Annotated in this window: 13 protein-coding genes; 5 read left to right on the top strand and 8 right to left on the bottom strand. The window is 66.0% G+C overall.

The genetic code is table 11. The features are described 5' to 3' along the window. Positions 1-480: 480 nt before the first annotated feature. The gene (locus MTBSS4_RS04870) at positions 481-1635 is read right to left on the bottom strand and encodes a tetratricopeptide repeat protein (protein ID WP_173982275.1); all 1155 of its coding nucleotides are present in this window, start codon (positions 1633-1635) and stop codon (positions 481-483) included. 91 nt (positions 1636-1726) lie between these two features. Continuing rightward, positions 1727-2383, bottom strand: a complete 657-nt coding sequence (gene fsa, locus MTBSS4_RS04865) for a fructose-6-phosphate aldolase (RefSeq protein ID WP_173982274.1) — start codon at positions 2381-2383, stop codon at positions 1727-1729. Between the two features lie 236 nt (positions 2384-2619). Here fsa and MTBSS4_RS04860 point away from each other — a divergent pair, with 236 nt between their 5' ends. Then, positions 2620-5262 carry a glycosyltransferase gene (locus MTBSS4_RS04860; RefSeq protein ID WP_173982273.1) on the top strand — a complete coding sequence of 881 codons (2643 nt, stop codon included), beginning with the start codon at positions 2620-2622 and terminating at the stop codon, positions 5260-5262. A gap of 105 nt (positions 5263-5367) precedes the next feature. Next, positions 5368-7341, top strand: coding sequence for a methyl-accepting chemotaxis protein (locus MTBSS4_RS04855; RefSeq protein ID WP_173982272.1), 1974 nt, complete (start codon positions 5368-5370; stop codon positions 7339-7341). A gap of 36 nt (positions 7342-7377) precedes the next feature. Here the strand turns inward: MTBSS4_RS04855 and der are convergent, their stop codons facing one another. From der to MTBSS4_RS04840, 3 genes are read right to left on the bottom strand one after another with little or no spacing between them, the layout of a single operon-like run. After that, positions 7378-8769 carry a ribosome biogenesis GTPase Der gene (der, locus tag MTBSS4_RS04850; protein WP_173982271.1) on the bottom strand — a complete coding sequence of 464 codons (1392 nt, stop codon included), beginning with the start codon at positions 8767-8769 and terminating at the stop codon, positions 7378-7380. A gap of 36 nt (positions 8770-8805) precedes the next feature. Next, positions 8806-10137, bottom strand: a complete 1332-nt coding sequence (locus tag MTBSS4_RS04845; RefSeq protein WP_173982270.1) for a PQQ-binding-like beta-propeller repeat protein — start codon at positions 10135-10137, stop codon at positions 8806-8808. A 5-nt stretch (positions 10138-10142) separates the two neighbouring features. After that, a complete protein-coding gene (locus MTBSS4_RS04840; protein WP_173982269.1) occupies positions 10143-10826 on the bottom strand; it encodes a tetratricopeptide repeat protein in 684 nt (227 codons plus the stop codon). Between the two features lie 148 nt (positions 10827-10974). On the opposite strand from MTBSS4_RS04840, the gene MTBSS4_RS04835 reads away from it, so the two are divergent. Continuing rightward, a complete protein-coding gene (locus MTBSS4_RS04835) occupies positions 10975-11247 on the top strand; it encodes a SemiSWEET family sugar transporter (protein WP_173982268.1) in 273 nt (90 codons plus the stop codon). A gap of 6 nt (positions 11248-11253) precedes the next feature. Here MTBSS4_RS04835 and MTBSS4_RS04830 read toward each other — a convergent pair whose 3' ends face one another. Beyond that, positions 11254-11946, bottom strand: coding sequence for an orotate phosphoribosyltransferase (locus MTBSS4_RS04830; protein WP_173982267.1), 693 nt, complete (start codon positions 11944-11946; stop codon positions 11254-11256). Between the two features lie 120 nt (positions 11947-12066). Between MTBSS4_RS04830 and MTBSS4_RS04825 the strand changes: the two genes are divergently transcribed. Next, entirely contained in the window at positions 12067-12846 is a 780-nt protein-coding gene (locus MTBSS4_RS04825) for an enoyl-CoA hydratase/isomerase family protein (RefSeq protein WP_173982266.1), read from the top strand. Positions 12847-12870: 24 nt separating this feature from the next. On the opposite strand, the gene MTBSS4_RS04820 is transcribed toward MTBSS4_RS04825, so the two are convergent. Then, positions 12871-14085, bottom strand: coding sequence for an NADP-dependent isocitrate dehydrogenase (locus MTBSS4_RS04820; RefSeq protein ID WP_173982265.1), 1215 nt, complete (start codon positions 14083-14085; stop codon positions 12871-12873). 84 nt (positions 14086-14169) lie between these two features. Further along, on the bottom strand, positions 14170-16392 hold the full coding sequence (locus MTBSS4_RS04815; RefSeq protein ID WP_173982264.1) for an NADP-dependent isocitrate dehydrogenase: 2223 nt from the start codon (positions 16390-16392) through the stop codon (positions 14170-14172). Between the two features lie 256 nt (positions 16393-16648). Here MTBSS4_RS04815 and MTBSS4_RS04810 point away from each other — a divergent pair, with 256 nt between their 5' ends. Beyond that, the gene (locus tag MTBSS4_RS04810; protein WP_173982263.1) at positions 16649-17116 is read left to right on the top strand and encodes a cytochrome c; all 468 of its coding nucleotides are present in this window, start codon (positions 16649-16651) and stop codon (positions 17114-17116) included. The last annotated feature ends 9 nt before the right edge of the window (positions 17117-17125 follow it).

Here is a 17125-nt window from a genome sequence, read left to right as displayed (position 1 = left end):
TGTCCTGGGTGGGTGCCTGATGTGGTGATGTCGCATGCATAGGAATTAACTCCGTAGAGATTGTGTGTGTTTCCGCCATCTCTCTGGTCAGGCTTGGGGCGGCGCTCGCCATGTCTGTCATGATTTACCTCAGCCAAGCCCCCTGAATTCCTATATCAACGGGATTTCGATAAAATTTTAAGAAAATTAGTCGTTAAATAAAATCATACTTTATCCTTGATTTTTGTAAAATTGAGCGGGTGATCTTCCTGTTTCATTTCGATGAATACTTGTGTATTATCTTTCTTGTGAGCCGGATAGGGGGCAACCCCGGACGACCGGCCCCGAAAGCCGCTGAGGGGGGCCTTCCCGCCCATCCCCACCCCCCTTGGCAGGAAACGCCGCCGCACAGTGCGGCGTTTCCGCTTTCTGGATACGACGAGGGGGCGCCGGTGAAAGCCGGCGCCCCCTCGCTCTATTCCCGGTTCACGGCGAGCGGGGTCATGGACCCTGCAATATCTTGAATTCCTGGATGATCTGACGGGCGCGGGCCATCTGCCGTTGCGTCAGCGCCTTGCCCGCGGCGTCGCGGGCGGCGGCGATTCCGTTCTCGCCGTGGATGCGGGCGAGGTCGTAGAGGACATAGGCGCGGATCGGGTCCTTGTCGAACAATCCCAGGCCCTTGGCGGCGAATTCGGCCAGCAGCGCCATGGCTCCGGAATGTCCCTGGGCGGCGGCGGCTTCCAGCCAGACGATGCCTCCGGTCAGATCGAGCGGCAGCTCGATGCCGCCGACCATGGACTTGCCCAGCAGGAACTGGGCATCGGCGTGGCCGCGACGGGCAGCGGTCTCCAGGAAGCGGCCGGCATCGACGATGCCGGGGCGCAACTGCACCGCCTTGTCCTCGGCCTGCGCCGGCTTGGCGGGATACCATACCGGACCGTAGGGACGGCCCTTGCGCTCGGATTCCTTGGGATTCCACTCTTCCTCCGAGGGAATGCGCCAGGCGGCCTCGCGACCGAGATTGATGCGGCCAAGCCGATATTCGGCCTCGACGCTGCCGTGCAGGCGGGCCGCCAGCAGGTACCAGCGCTCGGCCTCCTCGGGGTTGGGGGGGGTGCCCATGCCGCCCTCATAGGCCTCGGCCAGGATCAGCATGGCGCGGACATTACCCTGTCCGGCCAGTTCGCTCAGCCAGTCGAGGCCGTCCCTGCCGCCGATGGCCGGCAATTCGCCGTCGAGCATCAGCCGGGTCCAGCGCTGGCGGGCGGCGACGTCGCCCAGCACGCCTGCCCGATACCACCACCGTCCCGCCTGGGCGAGGTTGCGGCGGACGCCGCGGCCGGTCTCGAACGCCTTGGCCGCCTCGACGGCGGCGGCGGCGTTGCCGTTGGCGCCCGCCAGTCCGAACCAGCCCAGCGCGGCGGCCGGATCGGCCTTGACGCCGCGGCCGTCGCGATAGCCGAGGCCCAATTGAAACTGGGCCTCGGCATCGCCCTGGGCGGCCGAGGCGACCAGGGCCTCGACCCTGGCCTTCTCGGCGGATCTGGCCGTCTTGGCGGGCGGCTTGGCCCGGGTGGCCTTGGCGGGTTCGGCCAGGGCGGCCAGTGGTACCCCGAAAGCCAACAGCACGGCGACGAATGCGGCGGTCCTCATGACGTCCAGCTTTCCGAGAGGCAAGGGATGGGCGCGCATGATTCCACTTCCCGGCGGGGAAGGCAATCGGCGCTTGTCGGCGAAGCGGCCATCACACTATGGATTGGCCGGTCTTGGCCCAGTCCGCCAGGAAGGCGGCCAGTCCCTTGTCGGTCAGCGGGTGCTGGTACATCTGGCGCAGCACGGCGGGCGGCATGGTCGCCACATGGGCGCCGACGCGGGCGGCCTCGGTGATGTGCATGGGGTGGCGGATCGAGGCGGCCAGCACCTCGGTGCGGAACAGCGGATATTCGCGGTAGACGTTGACGATGTCGGCGATCAGGTCGATGCCGTCCTGGCCGATGTCGTCCAGCCTGCCGACAAACGGCGAGACGAAGGCGGCGCCGGCCTTGGCGGCCAGGATCGCCTGATTGGTGGAAAAGCACAAGGTGACGTTCACCTTGACGCCGTCGTCGGACAGCGCCTTGCAGGTCCTGAGACCGGCTGGGGTCAGCGGCACCTTGACCGCCACGTTGGAACGCAATCCGGCCAGCTTGCGGCCTTCGGTCAGCATGGCGTCGAAATCGGTGGCCGCCACCTCGGCCGAGACTGGCCCCGGCACGATGTCGCAGATTTCGGCGATGACGTCGAGAATCCGGCGCCCGCTCCTGGCGATCAGGCTTGGATTGGTGGTGACGCCGTCCACCATGCCGGTGGCGGCCAAGTCGCGGATTTCGGAAACCTCGGCGGTATCGATGAAGAATTTCATGACGGGGCCTTTCGGGACGGAAGCCGGGACAGCTTAGCCGCCGGGCGGCGGCGGTCAATACGCAAGGGGCGGGTCCGCCCGTCCGGATTCGGACCCCTGGCTTGCGGTGGGCCCGTCTGGACAGTCCACCGGGCTTCGGCTAAGCTTCGCCACACATCTTCAAGGGTTTCCCGCCTCCACCGGTTCGAGCCGGGCGGAATCCCCCCTTCACCCTGTCATACGGACATCGCACCTTCATGCGTCTCTCCGGCTTCGTGGTTCTGCTCCTGGTCGTACTGGGCAACCTGGGCTTCTGGGCGGCTATGAACCGCCCCCAGACGGGCCTTCCCTGGGAAGGGACCCTCAACAGCGTTTCGTTCAGCCCGGGGCGCGCCGACGACGATCCCACCGTCGTCCGCAAGCTGCCCTATCTCGACGAGACCATGCTGCCCACCCGCCAGGAGATGGACGAGGACATGGCGCTGCTGGCCGGCAAGGTGCAGCAGGTGCGGACCTATTCCACCCTGGAAGGTCTCGACCAAGTGCCGGAACTGGCGGCCAAGTACGGCATCAAGGCCCTGCCGGGCGCCTGGCTGGACGAGCGCCTGGGCCGCAACGAGGTCGAACTCGCCAACATCATCCGCATCGCCCGCGACAATCCCAATGTGGACCGGGTGATTATCGGAAACGAGAACCTGACCCTGCACCGCCTGTCACCGGAGCAGATGATCCGCTATCTGCGCCGCGTCCGCGCCGCCCTGCCCGAACGGGTCAAGATCAGCACCGCCGAGGCCTGGGCGATCTGGCTGGATTATCCCGATCTGGTGCAGGAGGTGGACTTCATCACCATCCACACCCTGCCGTTCTGGGAACCGGGCGGCGTCCACATCGACAACGCCATGGCCTTCACCCGGCGCATGGTGGGCGACGTCCAGAAGGCCTATCCCGGCAAGCCCCTGTTCATCGGCGAGGTCGGCTGGCCGTCGGCCGGGCGCAATTACGGCCTGGCCGAGCCGTCGCTGATCAACCAGGCCCTGTTCCTGCGCCACTTCGTCAACTGGGCGCACGAGGAGAAGCTGGACTACAACATCGTCGAGGCCTTCGACCAGCCCTGGAAGGTCAACCTGGACAACACCGCGTCGGAAAAGCACTGGGGCATCTACACCGTCGAGCGTAAACCCAAGTTCAGCTGGATCGGCCCGGTGCTGGAGTTCGAGGAATGGCCGGTCCAGGCCGGGGCCGCCACCATCATCGCCCTGCTGCCGGTGGCGTTCTTCCTGTTCAAGTGGAGCACGCTGCGCCTGCCCGGCAAGATATTCTTCGGCGTGCTGGTCCAGTTCGCCTCGTCGCTGGTGATCTGGACCATGTCGACGCCGGTGATCAAGGACGTGGCGCCCGGAACCGGGCTGATGCTGGGGCTGCTGCTGCCGGCGCAACTGCTGCTGCTGTTCGTGGTGCTGATCGCCGGCATCGAGGTCACCGAACTGACCTGGGCCAGCCGGTTCAAGCGCCGTCACACCGCCCTGCCGCCCGATCAGTGCAAGCGCTTCCCCAAGGTGTCGATCCATCTGCCCTGCTACAACGAGCCGCCCGACATGGTGAAGCTCACCATCGACTCGCTGCTGAGGCTGGATTACCCCAATCTGGAAGTGATCGTGCTCGACAACAACACCAAGGACCCCGCCGTCTGGGGTGCGGTGAAGGAGTATTGCGAGCAGTTGAACGACCCGCGCATCCGCTTCTATCACCTGGCGCCGTGGCCCGGCGCCAAGGCCGGCGCGCTGAATTTTGGCCTGTCCGTCACCGCCGAGGATGCCGAGATCATCGGGGTGGTCGATTCCGACTATATCGTCGACAGGAACTGGCTGAGGGGGCTGGTGCCCTATTTCGAGAATCCCAAGGTCGGCCACGTCCAGGCGCCGCAGGATCACCGCGAATGGGAACACGACCTGTTCAAGGAGATGATCAACTGGGAATATGCCGGGTTCTTCGACATCGGCATGGTCTACCGCAACGAGGCCAACGCCATCATCCAGCACGGCACCATGACCCTGATCCGCAAGGAGACGCTGGAAAAGGCCGGCCGCTGGGGCGAATGGTGTATCGTCGAGGACGCCGAGCTGGGGCTGCGCTTCATGAAGGAGGGGTATGAATCGGTCTATGTCCAGGATCGTCTGGGCCATGGACTGGTGCCCGATTCCTTCATGGCCTACAAGAAGCAGCGCTTCCGCTGGGCCTACGGCGCCATCCAGATCCTGAAGGCGCACTGGCGCTCGCTGGCGCCGTTCTCCAAGAGCGGCCTGACCACCGGCCAGAAATATCACTTCATCTCCGGCTGGCTGCCCTGGATCGTCGATGGCCTCTATCTTCTGTTCGTGGTGGCCAGCGTGGCGTGGTCGATCGGCATGGTGCTGGCACCCCGCTATTTCGGAACGCCGCTGGCGGTGTTCACCCTGCCGACGGTGGGCGTGTTCGTCGCCAAGATATTCCACCACTACTTCCTTTACGGAACCCGGGTGAAATGCACGCTGCGCCAGCGCTCGCTGGCCGCCATCGCCGGCATGGGGCTGACCTATTCCATCGCCTGGGCCATGTGGCAGGGCATCTTCACCAAGTCGACGCCGTTCATGCGTACTCCCAAGATGGCCAACAAGGCGGCCTTCACCCAGGGATTCCTGATGGCGTCGGAAGAGGCCACCCTGATGCTGGCGCAATGGTTCGCCGCCATCATCGTGCTGATCCCCAAGAACAACTTTCACGATTCCGACATAAGGCTGTGGTCGATGGTGCTGTTCGTCCAGTCGATGCCGTTCCTGGCGGCGCTGGTGACCTCGCTGATCAGCGTGATGCCGTCCAAGAAGCCTCCGGAGCAGCCGGCGCCGGTTCCGGCGGCGGGGTAAGCCCACTGTGATTGTTCTAAATTGTAACAATATACCATTAGACCTATATGCCGCACTGCACACTATTGCTACGGTTTAATATCGTCAGTGAGAAGGAGCGCGGTGATGGGCGGTGCGGTCGAACGTCTGCGTCAAATCGGCATGGTGCCGCGGATCATGGCCCTGGCGGTTTTCGGGGTTCTCGTCCTGGGGGTGTGCGTCACCCTGCTGACCCGCGTCCTGCTTTATTCCGGCGCCGCCGATACCGCCATGGAGCGGGTCGACACCAACATGAGGGTGGCCTGGGACGCCCTTAGGGCCAAGGGAAGCGAATTCAGCCTCAAGGACGGCAAGATCCTGGCCGGAGACCACGTCATCAACGGCAATTACGAGGTGGTCGACAAGGTCAAGGCCCTGGTGGGCGGCACCGCCACCGTGTTCATGGGCGACACCCGGATTTCGACCAACGTGATGAAGGCGGATGGTTCGCGCGCCGTCGGGACCCAACTGGCCCGCACGGCGGCCTATGAGGCGGTGTTCAACCGCAAGACCGGCTTCAGGGGCGAGGTCGGCATCCTGGGCGAGCCCTACATGACCGCCTACGACCCCATCCTGGACAAGGACGGCACCGTCATCGGCGTGCTGTATGTCGGCATCAAGAAGGCGGATTTCCTCAAGACCGCCAACGACACCCTGGTCTCGGTGATCGTCGCCACCGTCGTCATCAGCCTGATCACCATCCTCATGAGCTGGCTGATCGCCCGGCGCAGCATCGCCCTGCCGCTGAAGTCCAGCATCACGGCCATGCGCGATCTGGCCGATGGCCGTCTGGACGTGATTATTCCCGAAACCCGGCGGGTGGACGAGATCGGCGAGATGATCCGGGCGCTGGCGGTGTTCAAGGCCAACGGCCTGGAGCGTCAGCGGCTGGAGGCCATCCAGCGTGGCGAACAGGAGGCCCGCAACCGCCGCCAGGAAGCCATCGAGCGCCTGACCCGCGACTTCAACACCAGCGTGCTGGGCGTGCTGAAGACCGTCACCGCCTCGGCGCATCAGCTGCGCGATTCCGCCATCTCGATGACCTCGATCGCCGAGGACACCTCGCGCCAGTCCACCGTGGTGGCCGCCGCCGCCGAGCAGGCTTCGGTCAACGTCGAGACCGTCGCCGCCGCCGCCGAGGAACTGGCGGCGTCGGAATCCGAGATCGCCCGCCAGATCAGCAATTCCAGCGAGATCGCGAGCCGTGCCGCCGAGGAGGCCAACCGCGTCAATTCCATCGTCGCGACCCTGTCCGACGCCACCGGCCGCATCGGCGAGGTGGTCACCCTGATCACCGACATCGCCAGCCAGACCAACCTTCTCGCCCTGAACGCAACCATCGAGGCGGCGCGGGCCGGCGATGCCGGCAAGGGCTTCGCCGTGGTCGCCAACGAGGTCAAGAACCTCGCCAACCAGACCACCAAGGCCACCGAGGAGATCGGCTCGCAGATCAATTCGGTGCAGTCGGTCACCCGCGACGCCGTCGACGCTATCCGCGGCATCGGCCGCACCATCGAGGCCATCACCGAGAACGCCCAGGCCATCGCCTCGGCGGTGGAGGAGCAGACCGCCGCCACCGGCGAGATCGCCCGCAACGTCCAGCAGGCGTCCAGCGGCACCCGCGAGGTGACGTCGAGCATCACCCTGGTCAATCAGGGGGCCAGCACCACCGGCAGCGCCGCTCATCAGGTGCTGGGAACCGCCGACGAACTGTCCGGGAAATTCGACGTGCTGGCGACCGAGGTCGCCGACTTCCTCGCGGCCATCAAGACCGCCGGCGAGCGCCGCCACAGTCAGCGCCGCCAGTGCCATCTGCCGGTGGTGGTGCAGGCGGGAGCCGCCCGCGCCAGCGCCACCTTGGTGGATGTTTCCACCGATGGCGGCCGTCTCTCGGCGGCGTTGCCCCAGCCGGCCGGAACCTCGGTCGAAATCACCATCGACAGCATGCCGGTCCGCGCCCGCATCGTGGCGGTGGACGGCGACGGCACCCGGTTGCAGTTTTCCCTGGATACGACGCCCCGCGACCGCCTGGAAGCCACCTTGGGACGGCTGGCGGCATGATGGACAGGCAAGGCCGGTTCAGGCGGCGTTCCGGCCTCAGGCGTCCTTGTCGGCGTAGGGGTTCTTGCCGCCGCGCACGTACAGGCGGATCGGCACTCCCGGCATGCGGAACGCCTCGCGCAATCCGTTGATCAGATAGCGGACGTAGGATTCCGGCAATTCGTCGGGCTTGGTGGCGAACAGGGCGAAGGTCGGCGGCCGCGCCTTGGCCTGGGTCATGTAGCGGATCTTGTAGCGGCGTCCGCCGGGCAGGGCCGGCGGCGGGTGGCGTTCGATCATCTCTTCCAGCCAGCGGTTGAGCTGGGCGGTGGGAACTCGGCGGTTCCACACGTCCCAGGTCTCCAGCACCGCGTCCATCAGCCGCTCGACCCCCTTGCCGGTCAGCGCCGACAGGGTCACCGTCGCCACTCCCTTGGCCTGGGGCAAAGAGGTCTCCAGCCGGTCTCGCAGCCGCTTCATCGCGGTCTGGGGATCGTCGACCATGTCCCACTTGTTGATGGCGATCACCAGGGCGCGGCCTTCCTCGACCACCAGCCGGGCGATGGTCAGATCCTGCTTGTCCAGGATGGCGGCGGCATCCATCACCAGCACCACCACCTCGGCACGACGGATGGATTCGATGGTGTTGCTCACCGACATCTTCTCGATGGCGTCGCTGATCTGAGCCTTCTTGCGCAGGCCGGCGGTGTCGACCAGCTTGACCGGCCGGCCGCGATGCAGCCATTCCACCGCGATGGCGTCGCGCGTCAGGCCCGCTTCCGGTCCGGTCAGCAGGCGGTCCCGGCCCAGCAGCTGGTTGCCCAGGGTCGACTTGCCCACGTTGGGACGGCCGACGATGACCATGGTCAGCGGGCGGGCGGGATCATCCTCGGCGTTGGCATCGGCCGGATCGGCGAATTCGTCGGCCTCGTCGTCGTCGACCAGCGCCCCGGCCTTCTCGGCGAAGGGGCGCAGCGCTTCGAACAGTTCGTACATGCCCTCGCCGTGCTCGGCCGAGACCGGCACCGGCTCGCCCATGCCGAGGCCGTAGGATTCGTACAGCCCCGGCGAGCCGGCCTTGCCCTCGCACTTGTTGGCCACCAGGATGACCGGCGTCGGCAGGCGGCGGAGGTGATCGGCGAAGTGGCGGTCCAACGGGGTGACGCCGGCGCGGGAATCGATCAGCAGCAGGGCGACATCGGCCTCGGACACCGCCAGGTCGGTCTGGCGGCGCATGCGGGCCTCGACCGAATCGCCGCCATGATCCTCGAAGCCGGCGGTGTCGATCACCGTGAAGTCGAAGCCAAGCAGGCTGGCGCGGCCCTCGCGGCGGTCGCGGGTGACACCGGGCAGGTCATGGACGATGGCCAGCCTCTTGCCGACCAAGCGGTTGAACAAGGTGGACTTGCCGACATTGGGACGGCCGATGATGGCGACGGTGAACGACATGAGTGACCTTGTTCCAACCCCCGAAAGGGAAAGCCTTCAGCGGTATACGACGAGGTCGGCCAGATCGGTGAGGAAATAGAGCATGCCGTTGGCCACCGAAGGCGCGATGCTGATGCCCTGGGTCGACGGTTCCCACCCCAGCATGTCGCCGGTATAGGGCGACAGCGTCACCATCTTGCCTTCCGAACTGGTCAGGATCAGGCGGTCCGAGGCCAGGATCGGGCCGGCCCAGGTGATGCGGCCTTCCTTGTCCTCCGGGTCCTCCCAGCTTTGCATCTGGGTCACCCAGATGATGCGGCCGGTCTTGGCGTCCAGGGCGACGACCTCGTTGCCGTTGGTGAGCTGATAGAGGAAGTCGCCGGCCACCCACGGTCCCTGGATGCCGCCGATCTCCTTTTCCCACAGCCGCCGGCCGGTCTTGAGGTCGAGGCAGACCATCAGGTCGCCGTTGCCGATGACATAGACCCGGCCGCGATCGATGGCGGGCAGCCCGCGGATATCCATCAGCGAGCCTATGTTCTCGGTGCGGCGCGCCGTGATCAGGGAATCCTGCCAGATGGGGGCGCCGGATTCGATCTTCAGGGCGAACAGTTCGCCCGAGGTATAGGCGACCACCACGGTATTGCCGTCCACCGCCGGCGAGTTGCCGGCCAGCAATCCGGTCGGTTCGGGGGTGCCGGTGTGGGTCCACAGCGGGGCGCCGTCCTCGGCGGCCAGGGCATGGGTCTGGTTCTCGACCGTCACCACCAGAACCCGGCCGCCGCGCACGGTGGGTGCGCCGCGCATGGGGGCGGGCAGGGTCTGGCGCCAGACGATCTCGCCGGTCTGGGCGTTCATCCCCACCACCTGGGCGAAGCCGGTGGCGGCGAACACCATGCCGTCCTCGTAGGCCAGTCCGCCGCTGGTATGGGACGAGGCGGCCCCGTCTGGGGTCAGGTCGGTGCGCCACAGCCGCTTGCCCTTGTCGGCGACGAAGGCGGTGACGTTGGACCGGGAATCGATGGTGAAGACGGTGTTGTCGGCGATGATGGGCTGGCCCAGCAGCTTGCTGCGTGCCCCCGAGCCGACGCCGGCGTTGCCGTACCACAGGTATTGCGGGGCATCGCCGATTTCCAGGTGGTGCATGGCGTGATTGGAATAGCCGCCGACCTGGGGCCAGTCCTCGTTGATCTCGGGCGGCGGCAGGATGATCTCGGCCGCTCCGGCGGGATCGGGTTCGACCAGGCGTTCGCGCGACAGGATCGATATCCGCTTGCCCGGCAGCGGCGGCGACGACCTGTCGCCCAGCCAGGACTCTCCGCAGGCGGTCAGCGACATGACGGCGATCAACAGTCCCGCGATCCTGCGCGGCATGGCGCCTGCTTTCATGACGGTCAGCTCCTGGGTCGCTGGCCGGTGACGGCCTGCATCTCGGCGGCGCGCGTCCGCAGCCCCTGGGGCGCGGCGGCATCCTCGGCCACCTTGGCGAACAGTTCTCCGGCGCGGGCGGCGTCGCCGCGGCGCAGCGCGGCCAGCGCCTGAATCTCGCGGGCGGAATGACGCCACGAGCTGGATTCCACCGCCAGGGGCTCCATGGCCTTCTCGATGGCGGCGGGATCGGCGGAATCGAGGCTCAGATAGGCGGCGCGGATGGCGGCCATGTCGCGGTAGACCCTGTCCACCGCGTCGTCGCCGGCGATCCGCTGGAAAATGGTGACGGCCCCGGCGGCGTCGCCTTGTTGCAGGCGCAGGTCGGCCAGCCGCATCTCGGCCAGGATGCGGTAGCCCTTCTCGGCGGTGACGGCCTGCTTGCCCAGCATCTCCGCGGCCTCGTCGCGGCGCCCCTGGTCGATCAGGGCGGCGGCCTCGGCGAAGCGCAGCGACGAATCCTGGCGCTGCTTCAGTTCCCAGCTGGTCCAGCCCTGCCAACCGGCCACCCCCAGCACCACGGCGATGGCGCCGGCCAGCAGCAGCCCGCCATGCTTCTTCCAGACCCGGGTGAGTTCCTCTTGCCGGAGGTCCTCGTCCACTTCCTTGATCAGAAGGTCGGTTGCGGCGTCATCGTTGGATCTGCTCAAGACTCTGGTCTCCGTTCCGGGCGGTTCGGGCGCGGCCCTGCCGTGCCGTAAGATAGTCCGCGTCGCGCCCCTTGGCAAACCCGCTTATTGACGCGGGGTGATCAAGGCTCTAAGAGCCGGGAGGTTCCCACCACGAGGAGGCCGCGCGTTGGACTGGCCATCGCCGATCGACCTGCTGGGCGCCGCCGCCGGCCTGCTGACCACCGCCTCGTTCGTGCCTCAGGTGCTCAAGACCCTGCGCACCCGCCAGACCCGCGACATTTCGCTGGTCATGTGGCTGGCGTTCTGCGCCGGGGTGCTGCTGTGGACGGTCTACGGCTTTCTGATCGAGGCGTGGCCGGTGGTGATCACCAATGTCCCCACCCTGGCTCTGGCGGGGACGATCCTGGTGGTCAAGCTGCGCAACCTCAAGAACGAATAGCCGGCGCTATTCCTTGCGGCCGCCGTGCAGCGCCGACCACTGCACCGGATCGTGGAGGAACGAGCGGACCTCCTCGATGGCGCGCCGGTCGAACTGGCCTTCCTGCTCGACCACTTCCAGCACGTCCCACCAGTTGGCGAGATAGCCCATGCTGACGCCGATCTCCTCCAGGTTCTTCAGGGCGCCGGGGAACACGCCGTAGAAGAACACCACGAAGGAATGGTCGACCCGGGCGCCGGCCTGGCGCAGGGCGTTGACGAAATTGACCTTGGACGCGCCGTCCGAGGCCAGATCCTCCACCAGCACCACCCGGTCGCCGTCCTTGAAATCGCCCTCGATCTGGGCGTTGCGGCCAAAGCCCTTGGGCTTCTTGCGCACATACAGCATGGGCAGGTTCAGCCGGTCGGAAATCCAGGCGGCATAGGGAATGCCGGCGGTCTCGCCGCCGGCGATGGCGTCGGCCGTCTCGTAGCCGACCTCGCGCAGGATGGCGTTGCCCATCAGTTCGGAAATCCGCGACCGCGCCCGGGGGAACGAGATGACCTTGCGGCAGTCCACATAGACCGGGCTGGCCCAGCCCGAAGTCAGGATGTAGGGCTCCTCGGGGCGGAAGTTGACCGCCTTGATCTCCAGCAGGATGCGCGCCGTGGTCAGGGCCGCCTGCTTCTGCTCGTGGGTACGCGATACGGATTGTGCCATGGTGAGAGCCCTCTTGCCTTGTCACCCGTGGCCGAAGGCCACAAAACAGTTCATTCCCGAGGGGTCTATAGGCACAATCGCGCTTTCCTGCAAGAAGACAGAACAAGGATTCGCAACGAGATGTCCGATGTGATCGAACTGAGCCGTGCCGGAAGCGTCGTCACCGTGGCGCTGAACCGGCCGGATCGCATGAACGCCCTTAACCTGCCCATGTGGCGTGGACTGGCCGAGGCCTTCGAGACCATCGCCGCCGACCGTTCCATCCATGTCGTGGTGCTGCGCGGTTCGGGAACCGCCGTGTTCGCGCCAGGGGCCGATATCGACGAGTTCGATACCCATCGCGCCAACGCCGAGCAGACCAAGGCCTATGATCTGGTGATGCGCCGGGCGCTCGACGCGGTGCGGTCCTGCCCGCAGCCGGTGGTCGCCGCCATCTACGGTCCCTGCGTCGGCGGCGCCCTGGAACTGGCGTGTTGCTGCGACATGCGCATTTCCGCCAGATCCGGCAAGTTCGGCGTGCCCATCAACAAGATATCGGTGGTGATGGCCTATCCCGAACTGGCCGCCATCCGCCGGGTGGTGGGGCCGGCGACGACACTGGAAATCCTGCTGGAGGGCCGGGTGTTCGACGCCGGCGAGGCGCTGGCCAAGCGGCTGGTCAACCGGGTGGTCGACGATGCCGACATGGAGGCGGAGATTGCCGCCACCGCCAAGCGCATCGCCGCCGGGGCGCCGCTGGCCAATCGTTGGCACAAGGCCTTCATCACCCGCCTGGACGATTCCACCCCGGTCTCGGACGCGGAGATGGACGAGTGCTACCGCTTTCTCGCCACCGCCGATTATGCCGAGGGGCTGGCCGCCTTCCGCGCCAAGCGCCGGCCGGATTTCAAGGCGGAATAGGGCCGGGGCCGGCCGATGGCGGCCTCAGGCCGCCATCTTCTTCCTCAGGTTCTCGTCCAGCTTGTCCAGGAACTGGCCGGTGGTCAGCCAGGATTGGCTGGGTCCGATCAGGATGGCGAGATCCTTGGTCATGAAGCCGGATTCCACCGTCTCGACGCAGACCTGCTCCAGCGCCTCGGCGAAGCGGGCGACCTCGGGGGTGTTGTCGAACTGGGCGCGGTAGAACAGCCCCCTGGTCCAGGCGAAGATCGAGGCGATGGGGTTGGTCGAGGTCTCCTTGCCCTTCTGGTGCTCGCGGTAATGGCGGGTGACGGTGCCGTGGGCGGCCTCGGCCTCCACCACCTTGCCGTCCGGGCTCATCAACACCGAGGTCATCAGGCCGAGCGAGCCGAAGCCCTGCGCCACGGTGTCGGACTGGACGTCGCCGTCGTAGTTCTTGCAGGCCCAGACGAATTCGCCCGACCACTTCAGCGCCGAAGCCACCATGTCGTCGATCAGCCGGTGCTCGTAGGTGATGCCCAGCGTGTCGTACTCGGCCTTGAACTCCTTCTCGTAGACCTCCTGGAAGATGTCCTTGAAGCGGCCGTCATAGGCCTTGAGGATGGTGTTCTTGGTGGACAGGTAGACCGGCCATTTCTTCTGCTGGCCGTAGTTCAGGCAGGCGCGGGCGAAGCCGTAGATGGATTCGTCCAGGTTGTACATGCCCATGGCGACGCCGGCGCCGGGGAAGTCGAACACCTCGTGCTCGATGGTCTCGCCGTCGGCGCCTTCGAACCGGATGGTCAGCTTGCCGGGGCCGGGCACCGTGAAATCGGTGGCCTTGTACTGATCGCCGAAGGCATGGCGGCCGATGACGATGGGCTTGGTCCAGCCGGGCACCAGCCGCGGCACATTCTTGCAGATGATGGGTTCGCGGAACACGGTGCCGTCGAGAATGTTGCGGATGGTGCCGTTGGGAGACTTCCACATCTTCTTGAGGTTGAATTCCGTCACCCGCGCCTCGTCGGGAGTGATGGTGGCGCACTTGACGCCGACGCCGTGCCGCTTGATGGCCTCGGCCGATTCGGTCGTCACCCTGTCGTCGGTCCGGTCCCGGTTCTCGATGCTCAGGTCGTAGTATTTCAGGTCGATGTCGAGATAGGGAAGGATCAGCTTGTCCTTGATGAACTGCCAGATGATCCGCGTCATCTCGTCGCCGTCCAGCTCGACAATCGGATTTACGACCTTGATCTTGTTCATTGACGGGTTCCCGGTTCGCGAAGGTCAAAAAGCATCCGCGGGGGCGGGGGACCATCAGGTCCCCCGCCCCCGCGGCAAGTCGCGTCAGATGGCGGCCAGGGCCGCGTTGAGGGTGGCGCTGGGACGCATGGCCTTCGAGGTCTTGTCGAAGTCGGGGTGGTAATAGCCCCCCATGTCCACCGGCTTGCCCTGCGCCGCGATCAGTTCGGCGTTGATCTTGGCCTCGTTGTCGGCCAGAGCCTTGGCCAGCGGCGCGAAGCGGGCCTGCAATTCCTTGTCCTTGGACTGCCCGGCCAGGGCCTGGGCCCAGTAGAGGGTGAGATAGAAGTGGCTGCCGCGATTGTCCAGCTCGCCCACCCGCCGCGCCGGCGAGCGGTTGTTTTCCAGGATCTTGCCGTTGGCCTGGTCCAGGGTGTCGGCCAGCACCTGCGCCTTGGGGTTCTTGAAGGTCTGGGCCAGATGCTCCAGCGACACCGCCAGCGCCAGGAACTCGCCCAGCGAGTCCCAGCGGAGATAGCCTTCCTCCTGGAACTGCTGGACATGCTTGGGGGCCGAGCCGCCGGCGCCGGTCTCGAACAGGCCGCCGCCCGCCATCAGCGGAACGATGGACAGCATCTTGGCGCTGGTGCCCAGTTCCAGGATGGGGAACAGGTCGGTCAGGTAGTCGCGCAGCACGTTGCCGGTCACCGAGATGGTGTCCTGGCCCTTGCGGATACGCTCCAGCGACACCTTGGTGGCCTCCTCCGGCGACATGATCTTGATGTCGAGGCCATTGGTGTCGTGGTCCTTCAGGTACTTTTCCACCTTGGCGATGATCTGGGCGTCGTGGGCGCGGTTCTTGTCCAGCCAGAAGATGGCGGGGGTGTTGGACAGGCGCGCCCGGCTGACCGCCAGCTTGACCCAATCCTGAATCGGCGCGTCCTTGGTCTGGCAGGCGCGGAAGATGTCGCCGGCCTCGACCTTCTGTTCCAGCAGCACCTTGCCGGCGGCGTCGACGACGCGGACTACGCCGTCGCCGGCGATCTCGAAGGTCTTGTCGTGGCTGCCGTATTCCTCGGCCTTCTGGGCCATCAGGCCGACATTGGGAACGCTGCCCATGGTCTTGGGATCGAAGGCGCCGTTCTTGCGGCAATCGTCGATCACCACCTGGTAGACGCCGGCATAGCAGCGGTCGGGGATCATGGCCTTGGTGTCGTGCAGCTTGCCGTCGGTGCCCCACATGCGGCCGGAATCACGGATCATGGCGGGCATGGAGGCGTCGACGATGATGTCGGACGGCACATGCAGGTTGGTGATGCCCTTGTCGGAATTGACCATGGCCAGTTCCGGCCGGGCCTTGTAGACGGCGGCGATGTCGGCCTCGATCTCGGCCTTCTTGGCGGCGGGCAGCCTGTCCAGCTTGGCGACCAGATCGCCGAAGCCGTTGTTGACGTTGACGCCCAGGTCCTTGATCGCCGCGGCGTGCTTCTCGAACACGTCCTTGAAGAAGACGGTGACGGCGTGGCCGAACATGATGGGGTCCGAGACCTTCATCATGGTGGCCTTGAGATGCAGCGACAGCAGCACGCCCTTGGCCTTGGCGTCGTCGATCTGGGCGGCGTAGAAGGCGCGCAAGGCGCGGGTGCTCATCACCGCCGCGTCGATCACCTCGCCGGCCTTCAGCGCGGTCTTTTCCTTGAGAACGGTGGTGGCGCCGTCCGTGGCGACGAACTCGATGCGGACCGTGGTGGCCTCGGCGACGGTGGTCGAGGTCTCGCTGCCATAGAAGTCGCCGGCGGTCATGTGCGCCACATGCGACTTCGACTCGGTGCTCCAGGCGCCCATCTTGTGCGGGTTGTTGCGGGCGTATTGCTTGACCGAGGCGGCGGCGCGGCGGTCGGAATTGCCCTCGCGCAGCACGGGATTGACGGCGCTGCCCAGCACACGGCCAAAACGGGCGCGCAGTTCCTTCTCGGCGTCCGTCTTGGGGTCCTCGGGATAGTCGGGAATCTTGTAGCCCTGGGACTGGAGCTCCTTGATGGCGGCCTTCAACTGCGGCACCGAGGCGCTGACATTGGGCAGCTTGATGATGTTGGCTTCGGGCTTCAGGGTCAGTTCGCCCAGTTCGGTCAGTTCGTCGTTGATGCGCTGGGCCGGGGTCAGGTTCTCGGGAAAGTTGGCGATGATGCGCCCGGCCAGCGAGATGTCGCGGGTCTCGACGGCGACGCCCGCCGCCTTGGTGAACGCCTCGACGATCGGCAGCAGGGAATAGGTCGCCAGCGCCGGTGCCTCGTCAACCTTGGTCCATATGATTTTCGCGGTCGTCATCTTGCTTAACCCTCGCCTGAAGCCATGCCAAGCCCTCTCGCGGGCATGCCCGACGCGCGCCGGGTGGCGCGCATGGTCGGGTAATCTGTCCCCGCACCCGGACAGCGGGGGACGATAGCACCAGGAACGGCGAACGCAAGCCGGAATCCCACACCTTGGGATGGGAAACGGGCGGGCCGGCATATTCCCGCTGGAAACCAGGGGGTTGCCGCCATACCTTATGAGCACGGTAATTCACCTCATAGGGGAAACAGCCATGCGTCTCATTGCCAAGATCGCCGTCGTCGCCTCGGCCTTGTCGGTTTTCGTCCTGGCTTCGGCCGCTCCCGTCCTGGCCCAGGCGGCCAAGCCGGAAGAGTTGTTGAAGCTGCGCCAGGGCCTGATGCAGGCGGTCAAGTCGCAGTTCGGCCCCATCGCCGCCTTCGCCCAGGGCAAGGGCGACCTGCCGGCCGACGCCGCCCAGCGCGCCCTCAATCTGGAGATGCTGGCCCGGCTGGCCCCCATCGGCTGGGCCAAGGGCACCGAGGTGCTGCCCAACGCCAACACCAAGCCCGAGGCCTTCGCCGCCAAGTCGGCCCAGTTCATGGACGGCTGGAAGGCCATGGCGGTGGAATCCGCCAAGCTGGCCGAGGCCGTCAAGGCCGGCCCCGACGCCATCAAGGCCCAGGTTCCGGCGGTTGGCAAGACCTGCAAGTCCTGCCACGACGACCTGCGCAAGGAATAGACCGGAGCC

The organism is Magnetospirillum sp. SS-4, assembly GCF_902729425.1.
Taxonomy (GTDB): Bacteria; Pseudomonadota; Alphaproteobacteria; order Rhodospirillales; family Magnetospirillaceae; genus Phaeospirillum.
The sequence above is the reverse complement of the archived record's forward strand: the minus strand, read 5'-3'. Positions and strand labels throughout refer to the sequence as shown.

Coding starts and splice junctions, on each gene's coding strand:
- der (WP_173982271.1), bottom strand. CDS start 8,769: ATGTCGTTCACCGTCGCCATCATCGGCCGTCCCAATGTCGGCAAGTCC.
- MTBSS4_RS04825 (WP_173982266.1), top strand. CDS start 12,067: ATGTCCGATGTGATCGAACTGAGCCGTGCCGGAAGCGTCGTCACCGTG.
- fsa (WP_173982274.1), bottom strand. CDS start 2,383: ATGAAATTCTTCATCGATACCGCCGAGGTTTCCGAAATCCGCGACTTG.
- MTBSS4_RS04820 (WP_173982265.1), bottom strand. CDS start 14,085: ATGAACAAGATCAAGGTCGTAAATCCGATTGTCGAGCTGGACGGCGAC.
- MTBSS4_RS04855 (WP_173982272.1), top strand. CDS start 5,368: ATGGGCGGTGCGGTCGAACGTCTGCGTCAAATCGGCATGGTGCCGCGG.
- MTBSS4_RS04830 (WP_173982267.1), bottom strand. CDS start 11,946: ATGGCACAATCCGTATCGCGTACCCACGAGCAGAAGCAGGCGGCCCTG.
- MTBSS4_RS04845 (WP_173982270.1), bottom strand. CDS start 10,137: ATGAAAGCAGGCGCCATGCCGCGCAGGATCGCGGGACTGTTGATCGCC.
- MTBSS4_RS04810 (WP_173982263.1), top strand. CDS start 16,649: ATGCGTCTCATTGCCAAGATCGCCGTCGTCGCCTCGGCCTTGTCGGTT.
- MTBSS4_RS04860 (WP_173982273.1), top strand. CDS start 2,620: ATGCGTCTCTCCGGCTTCGTGGTTCTGCTCCTGGTCGTACTGGGCAAC.
- MTBSS4_RS04870 (WP_173982275.1), bottom strand. CDS start 1,635: ATGAGGACCGCCGCATTCGTCGCCGTGCTGTTGGCTTTCGGGGTACCA.
- MTBSS4_RS04815 (WP_173982264.1), bottom strand. CDS start 16,392: ATGACGACCGCGAAAATCATATGGACCAAGGTTGACGAGGCACCGGCG.